Genomic DNA, 24,232 nt, shown 5'->3' on the forward strand with positions numbered 1-24,232 from the left:
ACGCTCACCAGCCCCGCACAGCGGTGCAGTCCATCAGCGCAGCGGCCCCCTGGACCTCCTCGAGATCTCCCCGCGCCCGCTCCCGGCCGAGGTTCGTCCCCCAGAGCCCGTCGCGGGGCATCTCGGCGGCGAGCTGCCTCAGGGCGCAGCCACGCATCGGCTCGGGCAGCCGGTTCAGCGCCGGTACCGCGTCCGCCGACAATCCGGACAGGTAACCGACGTCCAAGCGGCCGGTCTGCTGGTACCTGTCGACGTTCCGGTCGGCGATCATCCGGTCCGGGTTGACCACTGCCAACCCGAGCAGCGCGAGCACCGCCGTGCCGACCACCAGTTGGGGCAACCAGGCGGCCCGCAGCCGCACCACCGCCACCCCGACCAGGACGAAGAGCAGCCCGAGCCAGAGTTCGACTGTCGTCACGAAGAGCCGGAGGCGGGTGGCACCGTACGCGTCGGCGTAGACCTGCATCCGGTAGAGCGCGGAGGCGACGACCACCAGGCTGAGCGCGGCGAGGGTGCCGAGTAGCGCTCGAACCAGCAGCCGGTCCGTTCGGGTGGCCTTCGGTGCCCGGCGGGCGGCGAAAGCGATCACCAGCAGGGTGAGTGCGGTGACGGCGAGCAGCTGCCAGAAGCCGCCACGGGCGTACTGGGCGTAGGTGAGCCCGGCCGTCCGCAGCACATGCCCCGCGCCACCGAAGAACACGGTGAGCTGGACCAGTACGAACGCGGCGAACAGGGTGTCGAGCAACACCAGCGGCATGGTCCACTCCAGCCGGTGGGCCGGTCGGGCCGGCCCCGGCCGCAGGCCCTCCAGGTCGGGTGGGCGACTGACCAGGTACGCGGCACCGAGCAGCGCGCCGCCGATCAGCCCCAGACGCACCAGCCAGCCGACGACACCGTCCAGCGAGATGTCGGGCAGCAGACCCGTGAGCAGGTCGGCGAAGACCGCGTCGGCGGAGGAGAAGAGCAGGCCGAAGAGCATCAACAGACCGGCGGAGATCGTCAAACTCTTCAGGATGCGGCCCACCCCGATCCCCGTGCCGGCCGGGCGGGTGTCGCCCAGCCCGCGTGCCGCCCAGGGGAGCGCCCGTACTGTCGCGGCCGGCGGCAGCATCGCGGCGACAAGCATCCCGAGTGGGCTTCGACCGCCGGTTACCGCGAGGGTCCCGGTCACCGCCGCCGCGAGCACGCAGAGCGCGAAGAGCCAGCCGGCGGCGCGGACCGTGCCGACCGCGACCAGTGCGATTGTCAAGACGGCCCAGGCGACCTGTGCCGTCCGCCCCGGTGCCCCCGTGGCACCGGAACGGGCGGGCGTCCCCGCGGATGGGGGTGCTGGCGCGGTGACGGTCGCCGACCCACCCGAGGGTGCCGGGGCGGCGGCGGTCGGCGTCGGAGTGTCGGGCTGCGCGGTTGGTGGTGCTGGCGCGGCGGGCTGCGCGGTCGGTGATGCTGGCGCGGTGGTGGTGGGTGGCGGCGTGCTGGCGGTAGTCGGTGCGGCGGCGGCCGGCGTCACCGGTGCGCCGGGTGCGCTGACCGGCGCGGTGACGCCAGCCGGCGACGGCGATGTCCTGGACCGGGCCACGCCGGCGGTGACCAGGGCGGCGGTGCCGACCAGCGTGGCCACCAGCCAGCCGAGGCCGGGACGAACCGTGGTGAGCGTGGTCGCGCCGACGACCGCCGCCGCCGCCAACGCCGCCAGCACCAGCGGCCGGGCCGGGCCGGACGGTCCCGGCCAGCGCCGCGCGATAGCCGACGGTGGCCGTGGTACGGCAGGTGCGCTCGGCCACGGTTGGGGCTGATGAGCGGCGGCCGGTGCGACTGTCGGACCCGGTCTGACGGTCGGGAGGACCTGCGATCCGGTCGGTCCGGTCGGTCCGGTGGCCGGCGGCGGAGTGGTGCCAGGGCTGGTCATGCGACCTCTTTCCGGTGTGGCCCGTCGGTCGGGATGGTGACCTGGATGCGGCAGCCGGGCCGATCAACCCGGTGCGGTTTGACGGGGTCGAGGACCGCGATCCGACCACCGTGCAGTTCGACGACCCAGCGGGCGATGGCCAGCCCGAGCCCGGTCCCGCCACCGGCGGATCGGTCGCCGCGGGTGAACCGTTCGAAGACCCGGGACCGCTCACCCGGTGAGATGCCCTGGCCTTCGTCGCTGACCTCGAAGCGGAGCTGGCCGGCGTGCTCCTCGGCGCTCAGCCGCACGGTGCCACCGGGCGGGCTGTGCCGGGCGGCGTTGTCGAGCAGGTTCGCGAAGACCTGGTGCAGCCGCCACGGGTCCGCGTGGACGGTGAGCGGCGCCGGCAGCTCGCGGAGCTGGAAGCGCACATCAAGCCCGGCTCCGGACGCGCTGGCGGTGGCGTGTTCCACCGCCTCGTCGAGGAAGTCGTCAACGTCGATGCGTACCCGGCGCAGTGGCACCACCCCGGCGTCGAGGCGGGACAGGTCGAGCAGGTCGGCGACGAGGTGCCCGAGCCGCTCGGTCTGGGCCAGCGCCGAGCGCAGCGCCGCCGGCTCGGGGTCGGCCACCCCGTCCACCATGTTCTCCAGCACGCCCTGCAACGCGGTGATCGGGGTCCGCAGCTCGTGCGAGACGTTCGCGATCAACTCACGTCGGCGCTGATCCGCGGCGTGCAGATCCTCGGCCATCTTGTTGAACGCCTGCGCCAGCTCACCGACCTCGTCCCGGGAGGTGGCGCGGACCCGTCGGGTGTAGTCGCCGCGGGCCATCGCCCCGGCGGCCGCAGTCATCTCGCGCAGCGGCGAGGTCATCCCGTGGGCGAGCACCTGCGAGGTGACCAGCCCGATGAGGATGCTGGTGGCCGCCGTGCCGGGCGGGAGCCAACCGATGCCGTACCAGAAGTAGCCGATGGCCACCGCCCACGAGGCGACGAGCAGCACACCGAGCTTCATCTTGATCGAGCGGACCGGATCCAGCGGACGCGGTAACACCAGTTCCAGCCAGTCCAACAGCCGACCGGTCACGCGGGCACCTCCAGGGCGTACCCGACGCCGTGCACGGTCCGGATCAGGTCGGCACCGAGCTTGCGGCGCAGCGCCTTGATGTGGCTGTCCACAGTGCGGGTGCCACTACCGTCGACCCATCCCCACACGTCGGCGAGCAGTCGTTCCCGGGGGAGCACGGTGCGGGGCCGCCGGGCGAGGTGGACGAGCAGGTCGAACTCCGTCGGCGTGAGGTGCACGTCGGCGCCGGCCCGGCGGACCCGCCGCTCGGACTCGTTGATCTCGATGTCGCCGAGGCGGATCGCGGGCGGCGTCGGAGTGGCGGCCCGCTCCACCCGGCGCAGCAGAACGTGCACCCGGGCGGCCAGCTCCCGCATCGAGAAGGGCTTGGTGAGGTAGTCGTCGGCACCGACCGCGAGCCCGACCAGCAGGTCGGTCTCGTCGTCCCGGGCGGTGAGCATCAGCACCGGCACCGGCCGCTCGGCCTGGATCCGGCGGCACACCTCCAGGCCGTCGAAGCCCGGCAACATCACGTCGAGTACGACGAGATCCGGCTGGCCGGTGCGGAACTGCGTGACAGCGCTGGGCCCGTCCGCCGCGACCTGCACCGTGAAACCCTCGGCCCGCAGACGGGCGGCGATGGAATCGGCGATGGTCCGTTCGTCCTCGACGACCAGTATCCGGCGTTCCCTCATGGGTCACGACTGTAGGGAGCCGCCGTGGAGATCAGTGGGTTGCGTTGTGAACAACCTGTGGAGAACGGCTCACGCCTGTGGATAACTCCGGTCGCCGGCTGGCGCATGGGACTCCCGCCCTGCTGGCCGTCACCACCTTCTGATCGTCGCCCGGAACCTTTCCCTCCGCCCAGGAGTGGGACAGGTGAAGAAGGGTGGTGAGGGTGTCCGACGGTGATCTGATTGGCGAGCTGTACGCAGGCTGTTTCCGACGCCTGGTGGTCCAGCTCTACGCGGTGACCGGCGATCTGTGCGAGGCGCAGGAGGCGGTCCAGGAGGCGTTCACCCGGGCGCTGACCGCACCCGGGCGGCTGACCCGCCTCGACAACCCGGAGGCGTGGCTGCGCCGGGTCGCGGTGAACGTCGCCCGTAGCCGCCACCGGCGGCGGCGGGTGCTGGACGGGCTGCTGCGTCGGATCGGGCCGCCCCCGACGGTTGCCGACCGCTCGCCCGAGCACCTTGCACTGCTCGCCGCGTTGCGCGAACTGCCCCTGGGGCAGCGGCACGCGCTGGCTTTGCACTACCTGGTCGACCTGCCGATCGACGAGGTGGCGGCGACACTCGGCGTTTCGCCGGGCACTGTGAAGTCCCGGTTGTCCCGGGGCCGGCAGGCCCTGGCGGCGCTGCTCACCGATTCAGAGATCAGCGAGAGCATGACCATCGGGAGGATCGATGTCCGGTCGTGAGTTCAGTGGCTTCGACGTCGACACCGTCGCCGACGCGATTCGCCAGCCACCCTTGGACGACCTGTGGACGGCAGCGCACGCCCGCCGTCGGCGGCGTACCAGCGGGGTGGCGCTTGTCCTGGTTGTCGCCGTGGCGAGCATCGCGCTGCTGCCGCTGTTCGGCAACACCGGCCGGGATGGATGGACTGGTCCTGACCAGCCGCCGGTCAAGCCGGACCGCGGCGGCGAGCTCTTCCTGACCGGGCCGGAATCGGCAGTCGTCGCGGGGGTGTGGGACGCCGACGAGGGTTGCTTCACTGTGCGGTTCCGGCACACCGACGACGGCGGGCGGAGCTGGACCGATGACGAGACGACCCGTTACCGCACCACCAGCCAATGCGGACAGGACGAACAGGGAAATCCGCTGAGCAACCCGGAGTTCTCGGTGCTGGGCCAGCGCTCCTACCTGGTCCGGGACGGCGCCCAGCTCCGGCTCTCCACCGACTACGGTCGCACCTGGCAGGACGCCGAGCAGGCCATGGTGACGGTGCCGTCCTTTCCGGCTACGGCGCAGCCGGTCTTCTGTCAGTGGGGCCGGGGCTGCGGGGCGCTGCGTGAACCGGTGGCGGTCTCGCCGACGGGGACGGTGTACCGGCTCGGAAGCAAGCCGCCGTCGCCCTATCCGCCCGCGAGCATCTATCCGAGTGCGGACGGAACGATCTGGGTGACCTACTGGCCCGGTGACGTCGGCGCCATGGTGGTGGCGCGGAGCGTGGACCGGGGAGCCACCTGGACCACCTGGCGGCCAGCCGACGGGGCGAACGTGATCGCGATAGCGGGGGTCAGCGCCCAGGAGGCGTACCTGTTGATCGCGCCGCCACCACCGGCCGGTGCCCAGCCGATGGAGGTCGAGGGCACGTCGCAGCTGCTGCGTACCACGGACGGAGGGCGGACCTGGGCGGACATGGGCACCACCCTGCCCAACTCGGTGGAGACCCGGTTCCTCGTTGTCGGCTCGGGCGGCTCCCTGCTGCTCGTCGAGGCGGGTAACACAGAGCCCTCCCGCAACACGTCCAGGGCCATGATCGGCCTGGATGCCGGGCGACAGTTCAAGACGGTCCGCGAGTACGACAGCGACGGAGGCGTCGGTGCCGCGCCCGGATACGCCTGGCTCTACGGCCGGGACGACATGACGGTGAGCGGAGCCGACCATGTCCTGCTCACCAGCGACGGCACCACCTGGACGCGCCTGGCGCTCCCGGACTGAGCGCACACGTTCCTTCGGGTAGGCGGCGGGGCCGGTGGCGTGGTGCCACCGGCCCCGCCGTGTCGAATCGTCAGCTGGTCGGAACGACCAGATCCACTGACATGCTGCCGCTCGTCGGCACTGTGAACCGTGCCAGCTTGCGGGTGCCGTCCGGCTGGGTCACCAGGTAGCGACCGTCGAACTGCTTGTCACCGAGCGAGACGTCGTAGGTGAAGAAGATCTTCTGCGGACCCTTGAGGCGGAAGCTGAACTGCCCGTTCTCCATCCTGCTGTTGCCCGCGATGTCGCCGGTGTCGACGCTGCGGGCAATGACGAAGCCATCGGTGAAGGGGGTGCCGTCCGGCGTCCGGAAGGTGCCGGTCAACTGGACGCCCTGGTCGAGCTGGACGTTGTAGGTGGCTGCCGCCCCGGCGGTGACCGTCACCGGGGTGGCGGTGAACCGGCTCGGCTTGTCGCCGGACCATTCGCTGACGTACGAGTAGCCGCTGACCACCACCGGCCACGCGTACGGGCCGAGCCGGTTGAGGGTGTAGACGCCGTGTTCGTCGGTGGTGGCGTCCTCTGCCCCGACCCCGGGGTGGGCGGTCAGCACCGACACTGCGGCCTCCGGCGCCGGCTTGCCCGTCGGGTCGGTGACCGTGCCGGTGACCGACCCGGCCCGGTCCAGCTTGATCTGCGGCCCGGTGACGACCTGACCGACGGTCGCGGTGACGACGGCTGCCTCCCGCTCGTCGCCGGTGCCGCCATTGACGCCGACCCACTGGCGGCCGTAGGTGTCGCCGCGCGGCACTGCGAAGAGCTTGTAGCTGCCGGCCGCGAGCGGGCCGGTCTTGATTTTGCCGGTGCGGTCGCTGCAGTTGCCGTAGCCGGCCCCCAGCTTCGCCTGCTTCGGTAGGAACGTGTCAAGGCAGACGTTCGGTACGGGAAGGCCGCTCTGTCGGTCCACGATCGTGGTGCTGATAACCGCTGCGGGCCGGAGCTTCACTGTCAGCTTCTTGTCGCGGCCGGCCCGCACGTCGACCCCGGTCACCTCGCGGGAGAAGTGCAGCCCGTCCGCTACGTTCACGTCCAGGGTGTAGCTGCCCTGCGGCAGGTCGGTGACGGTCGCCGTGCCGCTGCCGTTGCTGCAGACCGACCGGACGCAGAAGTTGGCGATGGACGCTCCGGTGACCGAATCGACAGCCTGCACGGTGACCGAACCGGTGCCGAGCAGGCTGTCCGTGATCGTCGTCTGCTCCCCGCCGCGCACCTCGACCCGGTCGGCGTCCTCAGAGTTCAACTTGCCGCGGTAGTACTGCTGCCGGTCACCGGCGTACAGGCCCACGAGGTAGGAGGCCGGAAGGAGTTGCGCGGTGAACTCACCGTTGGCGTCGGTCTCCGTGTACGCCCCGCTGCCACCACCGGCGGTGTTGATGCTGACCTGGGCGTTGGCGAGCGGGGCACCGGCGGCGTTGGTGAACCGGCCGCTGAGGGTGCCCGCCGACAGCGCGGTCTCGTTGACCACGATCGTCTCGTCCGCCTTCACCTCGAAGACACCGGCGCTGTCCTGATCGATCTTTCCGGGCACGTACTGCTTCTGGTAGGAGCCCGGGATCGGCTCGAAGCTCAGTGTGTAACGGCCCGGCTGGGTGGTGAAGCTGAACCGGCCCTGGTCGTCGGTGAGGCCTCCGGTCGCGGCGCCCGTCTCGACCTCGCGGGCGTTGACGGCCAGGTTCGGCACCGGCTCACCGGCGGCGTTGACGATCTGGCCGGTGATGGTGCCGACGGCGAAGAGTTGATCGTCGGCCCTGGCGGTGCCACCAGCGGTGACGTCCACCGGGGTGGCGCTGAAGATGGTCGGCTGCTGGTGGTAGTACTGCCCGGGCTGCTCAAGCGGGAAGAAGCCCACCAGGTACGAGCCCGCGGGCAGCCCGGCGACTGTGTAGCTGCCGTCGGCGTCGGTGTAGGTGTCGTGGACGTACGAGTAGCTGTCGGCGTCGTAGACCAGCACCTGGACCTCGGCGGCAGCCGTGCCGGTGCTGGTGGTCAGGTGTCCGCTGACCGCACCTGTGGCCGCGGCCTGCGCCGGAGTGGCGCCGGGCAGCACGAGTGCCGCCACGACGGCACCGGCCAGCAGGGCTCGGCGGGCTGTGGATAGCTGCATGGATGTCCCTTTGTGAGGGTGGTGGGGCGACTTGAGCAGGCTTCGCCCACACCGCCCCTGCGCCCCGTACGGGAATCGGCTCCCGGAGAATAGGCCACCGGCGATATCCGTCGGCAGGGCCGGTCGGGCGGACCTGAACGACCGGTCATCCCTCCTCAGCGGACTGTCACTCCACGCCGACGCGCTCAGGGCGGGCCGAGGCCGAGCCGAGCCAGGTGTGCGGGTTGCCGTGCCAGCACCACCCCAGCTTCGGTGCGCCCTGACTGATCCAGAGGGCCGGCACCCGCCGGTCGCCGCAGCGGGAACCGACGAGCGAGAAGCACCTGTTGCTCGCCAGCGCGGCCGGGTAGAGGGTGATGAAGGCGAGACCCTCGTCGATGGAGAGCGGCAGCCGGCCCTGGGCGGTGATCCCCTCCATGGCGGTGGCCGGGGCCAGATTGCGGAACTCCTCGCCCCGGTCGACGTCGAAGAGCAGGTACGCGGGGCCGGCCGGCACCTCCAGCTCCTTGATCGGGTCGAAGCGGGGCAGGTCGTCGTCGGCGTAGTTGCGGTCGAGGACGCCGGGCTTGCGCTTGCCGGCCAGGGTGGTGCGCCCGAGCCGCTCCACCACCCCGATCAACTCCCGGGTGATGACAAGCAGGAACGGCACCCGGGCGTCGGTGGGGGCGGGCAGGCCCGCGGTGCCCTCGATCGCCTTGGCCCGCAGCGGTGCGACCAGGTCGCGGAAGGCGGGCTCGGTCAGCCCGGCCAGCGCGGGGTAGTCGAGTCGCACCAGGTGGTCGAGTTGACTGTCGAACTCGGTGGCGGCGTCGAACACGGCGGCTCCAATCGTCGTCCGGATAACGTACCGTACGACGTACGGCTCGGCGCGCTTATTCCCGCCGCAGCTGCGCGATCGTGCCGGTCGGCCAGGCGCCTGGTCAGCGGCCCCAGTCCTGCTTCGCCGCCCGGACCAGCTTGTCCTTCAGCTCCCGGGTGTGCCGCCGGCTCACCGGCAGCTCGGTGGCGTCGATCACCACGACATAGCCGGAGTTGACAAGCCGCAGCTCAGCGATCAACCGCAACTGCACCAGGTACGACCGGTGCACCCGGACGAAACCGGCATCGGCCCACCGCTCCGCCAGGGTGGCAAGCGAGACCCGCACGAGGTGCGACCCGTCCGCCGTGTGCAACCGGGCGTAGTCGCCCTGCGCCTCCACCCACCGCACCGCCGAGCGCGGCAACATCCGGGTGGTGCCGGCCAACTCGATGGGAATCGTCGGGTCCTCCTCAGCGCGGGCCAGCGCCGCCGGATGAGACGGCACCACCCGCGACCCGATCACCCGACGCAGGGACTCGGCCAGCCGGTCGGCCCGAACCGGTTTGCGCACGTAGTCGGTGGCACCCAGATCGAAGGCGTCCACCGCGCCGTCGTCGTACGCGGTGACGAAGACGATCGCCGGCGGCCGGGCGAACCGGCGCAACACCCGGGCCAACTCCATCCCGTCCAGGCCCGGCATCCGAATGTCCAGGAAGACCACGTCCACGTCACCGTCGCGCAGCAACCGCAGCGCCTCGGTCGCGTCCCCGGCGGTGTGCAGCCGGGCCACCCGGGGGTCGGCCCGCAGGTGGTACGCCAACTCGTCGAGCGCGGGCGGCTCGTCGTCCACCGCCAGCACCCGGAGGAACCCCGTGGTCACGAGCCCGCCCGCACACCGGGGTGGAACTTCGGCACCCGCATGCTCACCTTCGTACCCGAGCCCAACCCGGTCTCCACCACCAGGCCGAACCGGTCCCCGAAGACCGAGCGCAGCCGCTCGTCGACGTTGGAGAGGCCGACGTGCTGACCCGGGTCGTCCCCCGGATCGCCGGTGCCCCGGGCCAGCTCGGCGATGCCGGCGGTAAGCGTGGACGGGTCCATTCCCACTCCGTCGTCCTCCACCGTGATGTGACATTCGGCGCCCGCGTCCCGGGCCTCGATGCTCACCATGCCCGTGCCCGGCTTGCGGGACAACCCGTGCCGAACCGCGTTCTCCACGAGCGGCTGGAGGCAGAGAAACGGCAGCGTCACCGGCAGCACCTCCGGGGCGATCTGCAACCGCACCTGCAACCGGTCGCCGAACCGGGCCCGCTCGATGGTCAGGTAACGGTCGATCGAGCGCAGCTCCTCGGCGAGGGTGGTGAACTCCCCGTGCGCCCGGAACGAGTACCTGGTGAACTCCGCGAACTCCAGGATCAGCTCCCGGGCCCGCTCCGGGTCGGTGCGGACGAACGAGCCGATCGCGGTGAGCGCGTTGTAGATGAAGTGTGGGCTGATCTGCGCCCGCAACGCGCGGATCTCGGCACGGGCCAGCCGCTCCCGCGACGAGTCCAGCTCGGCCAGGGCCAGCTGGTTACCGGCCCAGTGCGCCGTCTCCAGGGTGGCCTGCACCAGCCCCGGGGGTGGCGGGCTGTCGGCGACGGCCACCAGCGCGCCGACCATCCGCCCGTCCGCCCCCTGCAACGGCGCGACCACCGCCCCCCGGATCGGGCAGTCCACCCGGTCGCAGTGCAGCTCCTGCTCGCCGAGCACCGTCGACCGCCCGGTGTCCACCGTCCGCCGGGCCGCCGCGAGCAGTTGATCGCCGTGGTGCGTGCCCCGTCCGTCGAGGGCCAGCAGCCGTTCGACGTCGGTGAGGGCCAGCCCGACCGCGCCCACCAGGGCCCGCAGATGACGTACGGCCTTCGCCGCGCCCGCCGCGCTCAACCCCGCCCGCAGCGGCTCGGCGGCCAGGCCGGCGGTGTGCAGCACCTCGTAGGTGGCCCGTTGGGTGGCGGTGGCGATGCCCCGGCGAGCCCGCAGTCGCAGCACCGCCAGCAGGGCCGCGGTCAGCGCGGTAACGAGTGATACGACGCCGACCACGGCGGAGAGGTTGGCGCCCACGCAGTGATCCTTGCCCCTGTGAGCCGGTGCGCCAAGCCCTAGTACGCGCCCTTGCGGGCGAGCACCACGCCGACGGTGCGCCACAGGATGCTCAGGTCGTACGCCAACGACCAGTTGTCGACGTAGTAGAGGTCCAACCGGACCGACTCGTCCCAGGACAGGTCGGAGCGGCCCGAGACCTGCCAGAGGCCGGTCATGCCGGGGCGGACCAGCAGCCGCCGGCGTACGTCGCCGAGGAAGTCGCCGTCGTCGGCCGGCAGCGGACGCGGCCCGACAAGCGACATCTCGCCCCAGAGCACGTTGATCAGCTGCGGCAGCTCGTCGAGCGAGGTGGCCCGCAGGAACCGACCGACCGGGAAGACCCGCGGGTCCTCCTTCATCTTGAACAGCATGCCGTCGGTCTCGTTGCGGTCGACCAGGCTGGCCAGCCGATCCTCAGCGTCGACGTACATGGTCCGGAACTTCCACACCCGGAACGTGCGCCCCTCGTGCCCCACCCGAGGCTGGCGGAAGAAGACCGGCCCGGGATCGGAGATCCGGATCGCCACCGCGATGGCCGCGAAGAGCGGGGCGAGCAGCAGCAGACCGAGGCCGGCGGCGACCCGGTCCATCAGGTTCTTGGCGAGCAGCGCCGGCCCGGACAGGGTCGGCTCCTCGACGTGCAGCAGCGGCAGACCCTCGATCGGGCGGATGTGCACCCGTGGGCCGGCGATGTCGGTCAACTGCGGGGCGACCACCAGGTCGACGCCGGAGCCCTCCAACTGCCAGGCCAGTCGGCGCAGCTCACCCGGCTCGGCGCTGGCCGATCCGCAGACGGCGATGGTGTCCCCGCCGACCTCACGGACCAGCGCGAGGACGTCGCGTCCGGCGTACACCGGGACCGGGGTCGGCATGCCGCGGGCCGCCGCGTACCCGTCGGTGATGTGGATGGCGACGGGCATCAGCCCGGCGGCCGGGCTGCGGGTGACCGCCGCGTAGACCTCCAGGCACTCGGGCAGCGTGCCGACGAGCACCATCCGGTGCGCGGCCTGGCCGGCCCGCCGTCGGATGTAGTGCAGCGCCCAGCGGGCCACGAAACGACCCCAGAGGATCAGCAGCGTCGCACCGACAAGTGCGGTGCCCACGGTGAACCGGGACAGCTGGGTGACTGTGGAGAAGGCGAGGAACGAGACACTCGCGGCCACCGTCACCGAGGCCCGGATCACCCGCTTGAACTCGTCCGGGCCGAGCCCCAGGTAGCGCCGGTCGTAGGCCCGGTTGCTCCAGAGGATCACCACCCAGCCCAGCGGAAGCAGCAGGTAGGAGACGGTGTGGAACCAGGTCGGGTCCTGCTGGGTGCCGGAGAACCCGGAGGCGGCCTGGTCGAACAGTTGGATCGCGATCCAACTGGCGAACGCCGCCGCGCCGAAGTCGAGCAGCAGCAGGATGGCGATGTAGGGGCGGTGCCAGCGGGAGACCCGGCGACGCGACCTGGTCCACGCCGACCGGGGGACACCGTTGTGAGACGGCGGCGTCGGCGGCTGGATCTCGAAGCTGTCGACGTGCCGCACGAGTCTGCTCCGGCCTTCGTTGGTTACCGGGCGCTGGAGGCTTGCCGTCACCTCACCCATGTCCTCCCGCATGACACGGGCCGCTCACTCGGCGTGAGGGCCCGGGTCGCCCACCGTCCCAGTCTCCCACGCGGGCCCCCACCGGTCGCCGCCCCGAAGGAGATTGGCGAGCGATGGTGCCGGTGCGATCTGGCCGGCTCCGCACCATTTCAGAAGCCGGGGACCCGGGCCACTATACCGATGGATACGCGCGTGAACAGAACGGCGGACCGGAGCTTCCGCTCAGCGTGGGCGATTCCGCTGCGTAGTCGGCGAGTGGAATTACTCACCGTACGAGTCGGGACAACCGTCGGTCAGCGAGCGGTTTGCCCCCGGTCTGGCACGTTGGGCAGTACTGGAGGCTGGAATCGGCGAACGACACCTCGCGGACGGTGTCCCCGCACACCGGGCAGGGCAGCCCGGTCCGGGCGTGCACCTTCAACCCGGAGCGCTTCTCGCCCTTCAACTCGGCGGCCCGCTGACCGAGCGACCGCTCGACCGCGTCGCCGAGGACCTGCCGGGTGGCCGCGTGCAGGGTGGCGATCTGGGCGTCGGTGAGCCGATCGGTGATCGCGAACGGGGACAGCTTCGCGGCGTGCAGGATCTCGTCGGAGTACGCGTTGCCCACCCCGGACAGTACCGACTGGTCGGTGAGCACCCCCTTGACCTGCCCCCGCCGGCTGCGCAGCCGCTCGGCGAAGGTGGGTAGATCCGAGGCGAGCGCGTCCGGACCCAGCTTGGCCACCCCGGGCACCGCCGCCACGTCGGTGACCAGGTACGCGGCAAGCTTCTTCTGGGTGCCGGCCTCGGTGAGGTCGAAGCCGGAGCCGTCGTCCAGGCGTACCCGCACCGCGATCGGGCCCTTGCCGGGACGCAGCGGGGTGGTGGAGGGGAACGCCTCCCGGTAGTGCAGCCAACCGGCCCGGGCCAGGTGCACCACCAGGTGCAGATCGCCCTCGAAGAGCACGTCGAGGAACTTGCCGTGCCGGCCGGCGTCGATGACCGCCCGCCCGGCGACCGCTGTCGGTGCCGGTTCGTATGTCTTCAGGGCGCTGATCGCGGCGATCTCCAGCCGATCGACGCGCCGCCCCACCGCGCGCTGTCGCAGATAACCCGCGAGCGCCTCAACCTCCGGTAGTTCGGGCACGACCCAACGGTAGCCTTCTTTCCCGTGAGAATCGTGGTGGCGCACAACCGGTACCGGGAAGCCCAACCGTCCGGCGAGAACACCATCGTCGACTCGGAGATCGCCCAGCTCAACGCCGCCGGCGTCGAGGTGCTGCCGTTCATCCGCAGTTCGGACGAGATCCCGTCGATGTCGAAGGCCGCCAAGGCGCTGCTGCCGATCTCGCCGATCTGGGCTCCGCGTGCCCAGCAGGACCTCAGCCGGCTGCTCACCGAGCACCGCCCGGACGTTCTGCACCTGCACAACCCGTACCCCCTGATCTCGCCCTGGGTGGTGCGGACCGCGCACCGGCACGGCGTGCCGGTGGTGCAGACGGTGCACAACTACCGGCAGGTCTGCTCGTCGGGGATCTACTTCCGGGACGGCGTGATCTGCCAGGACTGCAAGGGTCGGGCGCTGGGCGTGCCGGCGATCAAGCACCGGTGCTACCGCGACTCGGCGGCGCAGAGTGCGCTGATGGCGACCACCCTGGCCGTGCACCGGGGCACCTGGAAGTCGGTGGATCGGTACGTCGCGCTCACCACGGCCATCGCCGACCACCTCCGCGACTACGGCATTCCGGACGACCGGATCGTCGTGAAGCCGAATGCCGTACCCGATCCGGGCCGCCCGGCGCCGCTGGGTGACGGCTTCCTCTACATGGCCCGGCTCTCGCCCGAGAAGGGCGTCGACCTGCTGCTGGACGCCTGGCGTCGGCACCCGGTGGGCACCTTGGGCACGCTGCGCGTGGCAGGTGACGGCGAACTGCGCCCGCTGGTGGAGGCCGCCGCCGCCGAGCGACCCGACGTGGTCTACCTCGGTCAGCTCGACCGCTCAGGGGTACGCGCCGCGGTCGAGGCGAGCGCCGTGGTGATCGCGGCCTCGATGTGGCACGACGTGCTGCCTACCGTGATCATCGAGGCGCTGGCCAGCGGTCGGCCGGTGCTCGGCACCGCGTTGGGCGGCATTCCGTACCTCGTCGGAGCGGACGCCCCGCACGAGCCCGCCGGCACCGGCCCGGCCGAGACCGCCTCGGCGGTCGCCGGGGGCGGCGGGCCGGTCATGCCGGCCGGAATCGGCCTCGGGGAGGCCGGCTGGGTGGTGGCGCCGGAGCCGGCCGCGCTGGCGGCAGCCCTGCCGGTGGCCCGTGCCGGCGCGTCCGGGTTGGCGCTGGCCGCCCGCGCCCGCTACGAGCGGACCTTCCACCCCGACGTGGTCACCAAGCAGCTCATCGACATCTACGCCGGGATGTCCCGAACCCCCGACCACGTCTAACCTCGCGCGCCGCCCCCGCCCGCGCCCCCGCGCCGCGCGCCGCGCGCCGTGCCCCGTGCGCCGCGCCCTGTGTCCCGTGCGCCCCGTGTCCCGTGCGCGCCGTGCCCCGTGCGCGCCGTGCCCCGTGCTCCGCCCCCCGCCGCGGCCGCGGCCGCACGTCATGATCGCGCTCGATCCAGGATGAAGTGGCATCCGGCCGCTTTGAAGCCACTTCATCCTGGATCGAGTGCGATCTTGGAGTCGGGCGGGCACCCGTGGGTGCCGGCGCGGTCTTGGAGTCGGGCGGGCACCCGTGGGTGGCGGTGTGATCTTGGGGGCGCGCGGGTGGTGTCAGCGCAGGGAGGCGCGGGCGGAGAAGGCGATGCTGGCCAGCAGGAAGCCGCCGTTGACGATCGTGAACGCCACAATCACCCAGAGGACCAGCGCCGGGGCCACGGCCAGCACCAGGGCGGCCACGAAGACCACAGCGCCGTAGTCGCGGACCAGCTTCACCAGGCGGACCGGCAGCGAGGTCGAGGTGACCATGCTTGCGGCGTTCGGACCGGCCTGCATGACCGAGGTGACCAGGTTGACCATCCAGGTGCCCGCGAAGGTCGCGACCAGCCAGGTCGGGGTGGCCGGTTCCTGCGCCACGGCGGTCGCGGCCAGCGCGGCGACCAGGGCGATCTGCGCGGCCACGTCGCAGAGGATGTCGACCCGGGCCCCGGCCGCGCTGCCCTGCCCGGTCACCCGGGCCAGCTGTCCGTCGGCGCAGTCCAGGGAGTACGCCACCTGCCAGCCGATCAGGGCGAACAGGCCGACCACCCAGGCCGGTACGTCTCCGTCGGCGACCGGGCCGGCGAGCGCCACCACGGTGACCGAGGTGGCCAGGCCGAGCACCAGGTTGGCGATGGTCAGCGCTGTGGGACGCAGCCCGAGGCGCTGGGCGACGAGCGCGAAGACGGCACCCAGCCACTGGCTGATCGACTCGCTGAACAGGCCGCCACCCCGGTTCACCCGGTGGAAGTCGGCGACGGTGGGACGGGGGTCAGCCAAGCTGGTCGCGGATTGCACCGGCGTAGTCTGCCAGCCGCTCCCGCGTCTCGGTAGGCGACAGCGCCAGGTGCTCGAGGATGGTGTACCGGTCCGGTCGGGTACGCGGCGCGAACTGCACCGCCTCGATGAACTGGTCGTCGCTGAGTGCCACCTCGGCGGGGAGGCGGGGCAGACTGTGCCGGGCGAGGCAGGCCGACATCTCCCCGAAGCGGCGTTGGTCACCGCGCAGCCAGGTGCAGAACAGCGCGCCCAGCCCGGCCAGCTCGCCGTGTGAGGCGGTGCCGGGGAAGAGCGCGTCGATGGCGTGCATGATCTCGTGGCAGCCGCCGCTGCACGGGCGGCTGGTGCCCTCGATGGCCATCGCCAGACCGCTGGAGATCAACGCCTCGGCGAGCACTGTGACGAAGGCGTCGTCGGTCATGTCGCCCGGGTGGTTGAGCACGGCTTCGGCACCGGCCCGGGACAGCGACGCGGCGAGTCCGTCGAACGGTTCGACGCGGACCCGGCGGGCCAGTTCCCAGTCGGCAAGCGCACTGATGTTGCTGATCACATCACCGATACCGGCCCGGTTGTGCCGCTCCGGACCGCTCTCCACGAAGTCCAGGTCGACGATCACCGCGATCGGGATGTGCACCCCGTAGGAGCCCTTGAGCCCGTCGGTGATGAGGCTGGCCACCGGGGAGGCGATGCCGTCGTTGGCGAGGCTGGTCGCCACCGACACCATCGGGAGGCCGCGTCGGGTGGCCGCGTACTTGGCCACGTCGATGGTCTTGCCGCCACCGATCCCGACCACCGCGTCGTACGACCGGGCGCGCAGCTTGCCACCGAGGTCGTCGGCGGCGTCGAGCGTCCCCCCGGAGACGGTGAACACGTCGGCCGTGCGCAGTGACGGCCGGATCAGCTCGGCGATCTGGGTGCCCTGACCTGGGCCGACCACGACCGCGACGTCACCGCCGGCCGAGATCCGCCCGTCGGCCAGGATCGCGCCGAGGTCGGCCACCGCCCCACGCCGCACGTCGATGTGCAGTGGGGTGAGGACGCTCCGAGCTAGTAGCGGCACGCGATCTCCCGCGCGCGGGCCAGGTCGGCGTGGTTGTCGACCTCGACCCACGGGACGTCACCGATCGGCGCCGCCCGCACCTCCCCGCCCCGGTCGGCGAACTCCTGGTAGCCGTCCTCGTAGTAGAGGTTCGGGTCCCGCCGCCAGGTCGCCTCCAGCGCGTCGGCGAGGGCGTCGGCGACCTGCGGTTCGATCAGCGTGGCCCCGATGTACTCCCCGTACGCCTCGCCCGGGTCCATGATCTTGGTGATCCGGGTGAGCTGGCCGGCGGCGTCGAAGGTGGTCTTCATCTCCTCCTCGGCGAGCGGCTTGAGGGTGTCCACAGCGAGCAGGATGCCCGGCCCGCGCTCGGCCAGCAGCGTCTTCTCGATGCTCACCGGGTGCACGGTGTCCCCGTTGACGAGCAGCACCCCACGGGCGAAGTACTCCCGGGCCAGCCAGAGCGAGTAGGCGTTGTTCCACTCCTCGGCCTTGTCGTTGTGTACCAGGGTGAGGGTGACCCCGTACTTCTTCTCCAGGTCGGCCTGCCGCTCGCGGACCGCGTCCGCCGCGTAGCCGACCACGATCACGATGTCGGTGAGCCCGACCTCGGCGAGGTTGCCGAGCGCGATGTCCAGGATCGTGGTCTCGCCGTCCACCGGCACCAACGCCTTGGGCAGGGTGTCGGTGTACGGGCGCAGCCGGCGTCCCGCTCCGGCCGCGAGCACCATTCCGATCATCGCGACATCCTCCCTCGTCCTGCTCCCCGTCACCGCTGGAGGATAGCGCCGGCTGACCTCACCGCTCCGGCCAACCGGGTCAGCCGGGCAGTGCGGCCAGGTCGGCGAGCATGGTCAGCCGCTCGTCCGCGCTGAGCACGGAATACGGACCGGCGGCCCGTCTGTCGGTTTCCAGCTCGATGGCGAGCCGTTCGGGGCCGGGAGGCAGGGCGGCGACGCTTGACGCTGTGTGCCCGGCGGCGGCCCAGGCGGCGGCGTGCGCGTCGGCCCGGTGGTAACGCAGCGTGCCGAGCCGGTTGAGCAGCAGCACGCCCGGCGGGGTGCCGTCCGGCTCGTGCGGGGGCGCCAGCGCCGCGAACGCCGACCCGTCCCGGTCGCCGTCGGCGTCGGCCAGCACCAGGGCGTACGTCAGCAGCCGGCCGAGCGCCGCCACCAGCCGCGTGACCCGTTCGTCGTGCCCGGCCCACAGTTCCTCGGTGACCTCGGCGTGCACCTGGTACAGCTCGGTGAGGAAGGCGGCTCCCCGCTCGGTGGCGGAGAGGGACCCGTCCGGACGGCGGTGGAGCATGCCGTACGCCACCTGCTTGTCCACCGCCCGGCGGACCGCGACCGGGTCGGCGTAGCGGGTGATCGCCGCGAAACCCGGCCCGTCGACGGTGCCGCCCGGCGCGGCGAGCCGGGTGCGCAGGTCCACCAGGAAGCCGTTCGCCGTCGGCCCGCCGTACCGCTGGCTCAACTCGGCGCCGCCACCGTCGCGGCCGGCCAGCATGCCGGCGCGGAACGTCCGGTCCACGGCCGGGGCGAGCAGCCCGGCGATCCGGTACGGCGCCAGCTCGACGGTGTTCACCGATCGATCGACCGCAGGGTGGCGAAGCCCTCCTCCGCGATCCGCCGGATCAGACCGTCGTTGACGTCGCGGTTTTCGTCCAGCACTGGCACCTCGTGCTCGGCCAGCCAGCGGTACTCGGTGTGCTTGCCCGCCTCCAGCCTCGGGTGGTCGAGGTCGCCGTCCACCCGGACCAGGAAGTCGTACTCGATGCGGGGCAGGCCGTCGTCTCCGACGTAGTGGTACTCGCCCACCTGGCCGAGGACGTGAGAGACGTGCCACCCGGTCTCCTCGGTGACCTCCCGGCGCAGCGCCTCGTCGATCTCCTCGCCCGGTTCCAGGTGTCCGCCGACGACGTCCCAGCAGTTGGGAAACAGGCGCCGGTGGGGTGAGCGGCGCTGAAAGAAGATTCGGCCGTCGTGGTCGACGATCAGCGCGCCGGCGCAGCGCAGGGGCTCGGTGGACACTCTTCGACAGTAGCGAGCGGCCCGGCATCGCGACGATGCCCGGTCTTGTCCCGGAAACATCCACCGACGACCATGTGCGTACCGAATGCCACCGTCCCAAAGGGGTGATGTGTGATGCAGGTACGGGAAGCGATGTCCAGCCAGGTCCTCGTCGTCGGTCCGGAGCACACGCTGCGTCAGGCGGCCCGGATGATGTCGGCCCGCGGTGTCGGGTCGGCGGTCGTGATCGACCCCGAGTCCGAGGGAATCGGGATCATGACCGAACGCGATGTGTTGAAGGCCATCGGCGCGGGCCTCGACTGCGACACCGAACGCACCGGCGCCCACCTGACCTGGGACGTGGTCTACGCGGGGCCGGAGTGGACGGTCGCCGAGGCCGCCGCCGCGATGGCCCGCGGCGGCTTCCGGCACCTGGTGGTGCTCGACGGCCGGGAGGTGGCCGGGGTGATCTCGGTCCGGGACATCATGCGGGTCTGGGCCGAGAACCAGGTGTCCGCCACGACCTGACCCGCGCGAGGTGTGCCAGGCCGAATCGACGGGTAAGGATCCCTCATGGGCGCGGAGATTCCGTGGCCCGTGGGGGAGGGCCCGATGCGTGACGCGGAGCGCCTGGTCGAGCAGCAGTACGCGATGCTTCTGCGGCGGGACGTGGCCCGACTGCCGGACCTGTACGCGCCCGAGGCGTTCTACTCCATGCCTGGTGTCACGGTCCGCCCGATCGAGCTGCCCGCGCTGCTGCGCACCTGGACCGGTGCCTTCCCGGACCTGCGGGTGGACCCGCTCGGCGTGGTCCGTACGGGTGGTGGGGCGGCAGTCGAGCTGCGCCTGAGCGGCACCCACACCGGCACGCTGCACTCGCCGTACGGCACCGTCGCGCCGACCGGTCGCCCGGCGAGCTGGGAGGTGGCCGACGTGGTCCGGGCTCGGCACGGGCGGATCACCGGCTGGCGTTCCTACTTCGACTGGAGCCAGCTCCTCGACGCGCTCGGCGTGCAGTTTGAGGGACTTTCCCGGGTGGCGCACCACGACGCGCTCGCACTTCCAGTCTGATCTGACGCCGACCGGTGGAGTCGGGTCACCCGTCCCGGTGGCTCAGGATGCGGACATCGCCGTGCCGTCCGCGCGCCCCCCACCGCCGCCCGTACGCTCAACATCCATGACCGCCGAGCAGTTGATCTCCTTTGCCCGTGGGGCTCCCTCGCTGGACATCGTCGATGTCGAGGGGCTCAAGGCCGCCGCCGTCCGCGCCTTCGACGCCGACCCCGCGGGGGTCACGGCGTACGGCACCTCCGTCGGTTACCTTCCGCTGCGGAAGTGGATCGCCGAGAAGCACGGCGTCCAGGCCGACCAGGTGCTTGTCACAAACGGGTCGCTTCAGGCCGACGCGTTCCTCTTCGATCACCTGATCCGCCCCGGCGACGCGGTGGTGGTGGAGCGCCCGACGTACGACCGGACGCTGCTGAACCTTCAGCGGATGGGCAGTGAGCTGCACGGCATCTCGGTCCAGCCGGACGGCCTCGACACCGCCGAGCTCCGCAAGCTGCTGGAGTCCGGGGTCCGGCCCCGGCTCGCGCACGTCATTCCCAACTACCAGAACCCGGCCGGCATGACCCTCTCGCTGGAGAAGCGCCGAGAGTTGCTCGAGTTGGCCGCCGAGTACGAGTTCACGATCTTCGAGGACGACCCGTACGCGGACATCCGGTTCCGGGGCGAGGCGCTCCCGTCGATGCTCTCGCTCGACACCCGCAACGTGGTGGTGCACGCGTCGAGCTTCACCAAGACGGTCTGCCCGGGTGTGCGGGTCGGTTACCTGGTGGGCCCGGCGGACCTGATCGCCGCCATCGCCAAGAACGCGACAAGCCTCTACATCTCCCCGGGCATGGTGTCCCAGGCGATCGTGCACCAGTTCTGCGTCTCCGGGGACATCGACCGGTCGATCGACACGGTGCGGGCGGCGCTGGGCGAGCGGTCCCGGCTGCTCGCCGAGTCGCTGCGCCAGCACCTGCCGCAGGCGCGGTTCGTGGAACCCGACGGCGGCTACTTCCTCTGGGTCGAGTTCCCGGAGGACGTGCTTGTCGATCGGCTCGCCCCGGCGGCGGCCGCGCGCGGGGTGGCAGTGGTCAAGGGCAGCGACTTCGTGTTGGACGGTGGGCGGCACGCGCTCCGGCTGGCCTTCTCGGCGGTGACCGCCGACAAGATCGACGAAGGTGTCCGTCGGCTCGCCGAGGCAGTCGAAGCGGTTCGGAGCTGAGCCGACTGTCGGGTTCCCGACAGAACGACGACGTCGGCCGTCTCGGGGCTCCCGCCCGGGCGGCCGGCAGCCCACAATGCTGCGAGCGTCACTCATCAGTTGTCGCGGAGGTCACACGCGACCTTCGGACCGGCCATGACCTGGGTGTCGCGGCAGCACAACCTCCCGCCCCCACCGGCGCCGGGTGGGCCGTGTCGTCCCCGCACACCCCCCGATGCGGCCCGGCTCACCCGGCGCCGACCCCACGCGACAGCCGTCACACATGTTCCGGACGGCGGTCGGCGTAGCCTGCAAGCCGCAGCCGACCTGGGAGGTGACGCGATGACGGATCGGACAGAGCGGGACCGGACGGCATCGCCGAGCACCGGCCGGGTGCTGCGGCCCCGGGCCTGGCCCTCCCCGGTCCGGGCGATGACCCGGATCCTCAACGCCGACGGCTCGCCGCCCGCGCCGCCGCCCACCGGCACCGGCCGCAGCGCGGTTGTCGACTGCGCGCTCTACGTCGACGGCAAGCGGCAACCCGGCGACTGGACGTACGCCGACGCGCTGACCGCCGCCCGCCGCGAGGAACACGGCTTCGTGTGGATCGGCCTGCACCAGCCCGAGTTGGCCGAGATGACCGCCATCGCGGAGACCTACGGTCTGCACGAACTGGCCGTCGAGGACGCGGTGAAGGCCGAGCAGCGCCCGAAGCTGGAGCGGTTCGGCGACGTCGTCTTCCTGGTGCTGCGTACCGCGCGGTACTGCGAGCACGCCGAGCTGACCGAGAACTCCGAGGTAGTGGAGACCGGTCAGGTGATGCTCTTCATCGGCCCGAACTTTGTGATCAGCGTCCGGCACGGGGACGCCTGCCGGCTCGCCCCGATCCGCGCCGACCTGGAGACCAAGCAGGATCTGCTGCTGCAGGGTCCGTGGGCGGTGGCGTACGGGGTGACCGACCGGGTGGTCGACCTCTATCTGGAGGTGGCCGAGCAGATCGAGGACGACCTCGACGTGCTGGAGGCGGAGGTCTTCGACCGGCAGGGCCACGGACGGATCCAACGGATCTATCAGATGAAGCGGGAGCTTGTGGAGTTCAAGCGGGCTGTGGTGCCGTTGCAGCGGCCGCTGATGACGCTGACCTCCCAGGTCAACAGGGATGTGCCGAAGGAGATCCGCAAGTACTTCCGGGACGTGCAGGACCACCTGAGCCGCACCGTGGAGCAGGTGAACTCCTACGACGACCTGCTGAACTCGATCCTCCAGGCGCGGCTGGCGCAGGTCACCGTCGACCAGAACAACGACATGCGCAAGATCGCCGCCTGGGCGGCGATCGCTGCGGTCTGGACGTCCATCGCCGGCGTCGAGGGCATGAACTTCGACAACATGCCCGAGCTGAAGATGACGTACGGCTATCCGGTGGCCCTGGCCCTCATGCTCGGCGTCTCACTCGCCCTCTACCGCTGGTTCCGCCGCAACGGCTGGCTCTGACCGCGCGACGACCGCCCCCGGACCGCCCCCGGGCCGCCCGCCCCCGGACCGGCGGTGTGATCCACTCGGGTTCCGTGAAGTCGGGCCATCCCATCCCACAGCCCCGGACACCCCGACTTCCTTAAAGCCGAGTGGATCTTGCAAAGCCCCCCGCTTGACGCGGGAGCGCTGCTTGACGCGGGAGCGCCGGTCGACGCGGGAGCGCCGGCGCGCGGGGTGGCCCCGCGTCGCCGGCGCTCGATGCGCTGTCGTCGGGTCAGCGGCGGCCGTTGGTGCGGGCGGTGTCCTTGCCCAGCGCCTTGGTGAGGTCGTCGGTCGGCCGGCCGGAGACGTCCGTGGCGCCCTCGGCGACCGACGGGACCTTGTCGGTCGGGCGGATGCTCGCCGGCTTGGCCGGGGCGGTGGTGCTGGCACTGGAACCGCCGGCCACCGCCGAGCTGCCGGCACCGGTCATCCCCGCCGCGCCGGTCATGGCCGCCCCGTCGGTCCCCTTCGGGGCGGACGGCGTACGCACCTCGATCGAGTCGACCTCGTCGCGCATCGGCTCCAGGGTGCTGCTGCGGGTCGGGTCGTACTCGGCCCACTCCTGCTGCTCCCGGCGGCGGCGCAGCGCCACCGCGCCGGCCAGGCCGGCGACGACACCCGCGGCCAGCAGGCCGGTCATCATCGAGCCGCGTCGACGCGGCTGCTTCTTCTTACCGGTGATCCGCATGGTCTTCGACTTGGCCTTTCTGGTCAGCGGCCCTGCGTGCGCGGCGCCGTCACGGGCCGCCGCGGCCAGCGGTGCCAGCGTGGTGAGTGTCGTCCCCCAGCCGGTCGACGCCTGGTCGCGAACCCGCGCCGCGGCCGGCCCGACGTAGCCCCGGGCCACCTGGACCCGCGGACCGACGGTCGCGCCCGCACCCTTCGCGGCGTGGTTGGCTGCCAGCATCAGGTGGCTGATGCTCTGGTTCAGCTCGGCCTTGGCCAGCTGCCCCTGGGACTTACGCCGCCCGAATCCAAACACGGTCCTACCTCCTGGGAGTTGTTCCTTCGTCATCCTCCACCTTCGGATGCCTCCGCGATGCCAGATCGGGCACATGGGAGGATCCGCATGGAACTGACCAACGAGTGAGGAGTACCCGTGGCCGAGGCTGTCTACGCCACCCTGCACACCAACGCTGGCCCGATCCGGCTGGAGCTCTTCCCGAACCACGCGCCGAAGACCGTCCGCAACTTCGTCGACCTGGCCGAGGGCAACCGTGAGTACACCGACCCGCGCACCGGTCAGCCGGGCAGCGGGCCGTACTACGACGGCACCATCTCGCACCGGGTGATCAGCGGTTTCATGGTCCAGATGGGCGACCCGACCGGGACCGGTCGGGGCGGACCGGGCTACAAGTTCGCCGACGAGTTCCACCCGGAGCTGCGGTTCGACCGTCCGTACCTGCTGGCGATGGCGAACGCCGGACCGGGCACCAACGGTTCGCAGTTCTTCATCACCGTGTCGCCGACGCCGCACCTGAACAACCGGCACACCATTTTCGGGCAGGTCGCCGACGAGCAGTCGGTGAAGGTCGTCGACTCGATCGCCAACACCCCGACCGGCCCGAGCGACCGTCCGCTGCAGGACGTCGTCATCGAGCGGGTCGAGATCGAGCGCTCTGCCTCCTGACCGACCAACGAGGTACCTTTGCTCGCATGATTGAGCGCTCCGGAGCATCGCA

At 71.4% G+C, this 24,232-nt stretch carries 24 protein-coding genes; 9 read left to right on the forward strand and 15 right to left on the reverse strand.

Going from position 1 to position 24,232, the window contains the following annotated elements:
* Positions 1–4 precede the first annotated feature (4 nt).
* A complete protein-coding gene (locus AB0B86_RS07695; RefSeq protein ID WP_357410120.1) occupies positions 5–1,249 on the reverse strand; it encodes a DUF4173 domain-containing protein in 1,245 nt (414 codons plus the stop codon).
* A gap of 88 nt (positions 1,250–1,337) precedes the next feature.
* On the opposite strand from AB0B86_RS07695, the gene AB0B86_RS07700 reads away from it, so the two are divergent.
* Positions 1,338–1,796: a hypothetical protein gene (locus AB0B86_RS07700; protein ID WP_357410118.1), complete on the forward strand. Its 459-nt coding sequence runs from the start codon at positions 1,338–1,340 to the stop codon at positions 1,794–1,796.
* Positions 1,797–1,905: 109 nt separating this feature from the next.
* Here AB0B86_RS07700 and AB0B86_RS07705 read toward each other — a convergent pair whose 3' ends face one another.
* Both AB0B86_RS07705 and AB0B86_RS07710 read right to left on the reverse strand, forming a co-directional pair.
* Positions 1,906–2,907, reverse strand: a complete 1,002-nt coding sequence (locus tag AB0B86_RS07705) for a HAMP domain-containing sensor histidine kinase (protein WP_357410189.1) — start codon at positions 2,905–2,907, stop codon at positions 1,906–1,908.
* 68 nt (positions 2,908–2,975) lie between these two features.
* Complete coding sequence (locus AB0B86_RS07710; RefSeq protein WP_357410116.1) at positions 2,976–3,653, reverse strand: response regulator transcription factor; 678 nt, start codon at positions 3,651–3,653, stop codon at positions 2,976–2,978.
* 203 nt (positions 3,654–3,856) lie between these two features.
* Between AB0B86_RS07710 and AB0B86_RS07715 the strand changes: the two genes are divergently transcribed.
* Both AB0B86_RS07715 and AB0B86_RS07720 read left to right on the forward strand, forming a co-directional pair.
* A complete protein-coding gene (locus AB0B86_RS07715) occupies positions 3,857–4,378 on the forward strand; it encodes a sigma-70 family RNA polymerase sigma factor (protein WP_357410114.1) in 522 nt (173 codons plus the stop codon).
* Entirely contained in the window at positions 4,365–5,624 is a 1,260-nt protein-coding gene (locus AB0B86_RS07720; protein ID WP_357410112.1) for a hypothetical protein, read from the forward strand. The genes AB0B86_RS07715 and AB0B86_RS07720 overlap by 14 nt, the downstream gene beginning before the upstream one ends.
* A 70-nt stretch (positions 5,625–5,694) precedes the next feature.
* Here AB0B86_RS07720 and AB0B86_RS07725 read toward each other — a convergent pair whose 3' ends face one another.
* The 6 genes from AB0B86_RS07725 to AB0B86_RS07750 all read right to left on the reverse strand — a co-directional run bounded on the left by AB0B86_RS07725 (position 5,695) and on the right by AB0B86_RS07750 (position 13,405).
* On the reverse strand, positions 5,695–7,767 hold the full coding sequence (locus AB0B86_RS07725) for a carboxypeptidase-like regulatory domain-containing protein (protein WP_357410110.1): 2,073 nt from the start codon (positions 7,765–7,767) through the stop codon (positions 5,695–5,697).
* A 166-nt stretch (positions 7,768–7,933) separates the two neighbouring features.
* Positions 7,934–8,584: a DUF5701 family protein gene (locus tag AB0B86_RS07730; protein WP_357410108.1), complete on the reverse strand. Its 651-nt coding sequence runs from the start codon at positions 8,582–8,584 to the stop codon at positions 7,934–7,936.
* A gap of 103 nt (positions 8,585–8,687) precedes the next feature.
* On the reverse strand, positions 8,688–9,446 hold the full coding sequence (locus tag AB0B86_RS07735) for a LytTR family DNA-binding domain-containing protein (protein WP_357410106.1): 759 nt from the start codon (positions 9,444–9,446) through the stop codon (positions 8,688–8,690).
* On the reverse strand, positions 9,443–10,669 hold the full coding sequence (locus AB0B86_RS07740) for a histidine kinase (RefSeq protein WP_357410104.1): 1,227 nt from the start codon (positions 10,667–10,669) through the stop codon (positions 9,443–9,445). Before AB0B86_RS07740 ends, AB0B86_RS07735 begins: the two co-directional genes overlap by 4 nt.
* A 38-nt stretch (positions 10,670–10,707) precedes the next feature.
* A complete protein-coding gene (locus tag AB0B86_RS07745; protein ID WP_357410187.1) occupies positions 10,708–12,279 on the reverse strand; it encodes a sugar transferase in 1,572 nt (523 codons plus the stop codon).
* Positions 12,280–12,544: 265 nt separating this feature from the next.
* Positions 12,545–13,405: a DNA-formamidopyrimidine glycosylase family protein gene (locus AB0B86_RS07750; RefSeq protein ID WP_357410102.1), complete on the reverse strand. Its 861-nt coding sequence runs from the start codon at positions 13,403–13,405 to the stop codon at positions 12,545–12,547.
* Between the two features lie 24 nt (positions 13,406–13,429).
* On the opposite strand from AB0B86_RS07750, the gene AB0B86_RS07755 reads away from it, so the two are divergent.
* Positions 13,430–14,698, forward strand: coding sequence for a glycosyltransferase (locus AB0B86_RS07755; protein WP_357416646.1), 1,269 nt, complete (start codon positions 13,430–13,432; stop codon positions 14,696–14,698).
* Between the two features lie 330 nt (positions 14,699–15,028).
* Here the strand turns inward: AB0B86_RS07755 and AB0B86_RS07760 are convergent, their stop codons facing one another.
* The 5 genes from AB0B86_RS07760 to AB0B86_RS07780 all read right to left on the reverse strand — a co-directional run bounded on the left by AB0B86_RS07760 (position 15,029) and on the right by AB0B86_RS07780 (position 18,805).
* The gene (locus tag AB0B86_RS07760; protein WP_357410098.1) at positions 15,029–15,751 is read right to left on the reverse strand and encodes a CDP-alcohol phosphatidyltransferase family protein; all 723 of its coding nucleotides are present in this window, start codon (positions 15,749–15,751) and stop codon (positions 15,029–15,031) included.
* Positions 15,726–16,793 (reverse strand): iron-containing alcohol dehydrogenase family protein, encoded by a 1,068-nt coding sequence (locus AB0B86_RS07765; protein WP_357410096.1) that lies wholly within the window; start codon positions 16,791–16,793, stop codon positions 15,726–15,728. The genes AB0B86_RS07760 and AB0B86_RS07765 overlap by 26 nt, the downstream gene beginning before the upstream one ends.
* Complete coding sequence (locus AB0B86_RS07770; protein WP_007453659.1) at positions 16,781–17,512, reverse strand: phosphocholine cytidylyltransferase family protein; 732 nt, start codon at positions 17,510–17,512, stop codon at positions 16,781–16,783. Before AB0B86_RS07770 ends, AB0B86_RS07765 begins: the two co-directional genes overlap by 13 nt.
* A 79-nt stretch (positions 17,513–17,591) precedes the next feature.
* Complete coding sequence (locus AB0B86_RS07775; protein WP_357410094.1) at positions 17,592–18,359, reverse strand: hypothetical protein; 768 nt, start codon at positions 18,357–18,359, stop codon at positions 17,592–17,594.
* On the reverse strand, positions 18,356–18,805 hold the full coding sequence (locus AB0B86_RS07780; RefSeq protein ID WP_357410092.1) for an NUDIX domain-containing protein: 450 nt from the start codon (positions 18,803–18,805) through the stop codon (positions 18,356–18,358). The genes AB0B86_RS07775 and AB0B86_RS07780 overlap by 4 nt, the downstream gene beginning before the upstream one ends.
* A 114-nt stretch (positions 18,806–18,919) precedes the next feature.
* Between AB0B86_RS07780 and AB0B86_RS07785 the strand changes: the two genes are divergently transcribed.
* From AB0B86_RS07785 to corA, 4 genes are all read left to right on the forward strand, one after another.
* Positions 18,920–19,312, forward strand: coding sequence for a CBS domain-containing protein (locus AB0B86_RS07785; protein WP_357410090.1), 393 nt, complete (start codon positions 18,920–18,922; stop codon positions 19,310–19,312).
* A gap of 84 nt (positions 19,313–19,396) precedes the next feature.
* A complete protein-coding gene (locus tag AB0B86_RS07790; RefSeq protein ID WP_357410088.1) occupies positions 19,397–19,855 on the forward strand; it encodes an ester cyclase in 459 nt (152 codons plus the stop codon).
* A 106-nt stretch (positions 19,856–19,961) separates the two neighbouring features.
* Entirely contained in the window at positions 19,962–21,056 is a 1,095-nt protein-coding gene (locus AB0B86_RS07795) for a PLP-dependent aminotransferase family protein (protein ID WP_357410086.1), read from the forward strand.
* Positions 21,057–21,377: 321 nt separating this feature from the next.
* Positions 21,378–22,526: a magnesium/cobalt transporter CorA gene (corA, locus tag AB0B86_RS07800; RefSeq protein ID WP_357410083.1), complete on the forward strand. Its 1,149-nt coding sequence runs from the start codon at positions 21,378–21,380 to the stop codon at positions 22,524–22,526.
* A 256-nt stretch (positions 22,527–22,782) separates the two neighbouring features.
* Here the strand turns inward: corA and AB0B86_RS07805 are convergent, their stop codons facing one another.
* Positions 22,783–23,565: a hypothetical protein gene (locus tag AB0B86_RS07805; RefSeq protein WP_357410081.1), complete on the reverse strand. Its 783-nt coding sequence runs from the start codon at positions 23,563–23,565 to the stop codon at positions 22,783–22,785.
* Positions 23,566–23,649: 84 nt separating this feature from the next.
* On the opposite strand from AB0B86_RS07805, the gene AB0B86_RS07810 reads away from it, so the two are divergent.
* A complete protein-coding gene (locus tag AB0B86_RS07810; RefSeq protein WP_130405633.1) occupies positions 23,650–24,180 on the forward strand; it encodes a peptidylprolyl isomerase in 531 nt (176 codons plus the stop codon).
* Positions 24,181–24,232 lie beyond the last annotated feature (52 nt).

It is taken from the genome of Micromonospora sp. NPDC049047, assembly GCF_040649135.1.
GTDB lineage: Bacteria > Actinomycetota > Actinomycetes > Mycobacteriales > Micromonosporaceae > Micromonospora.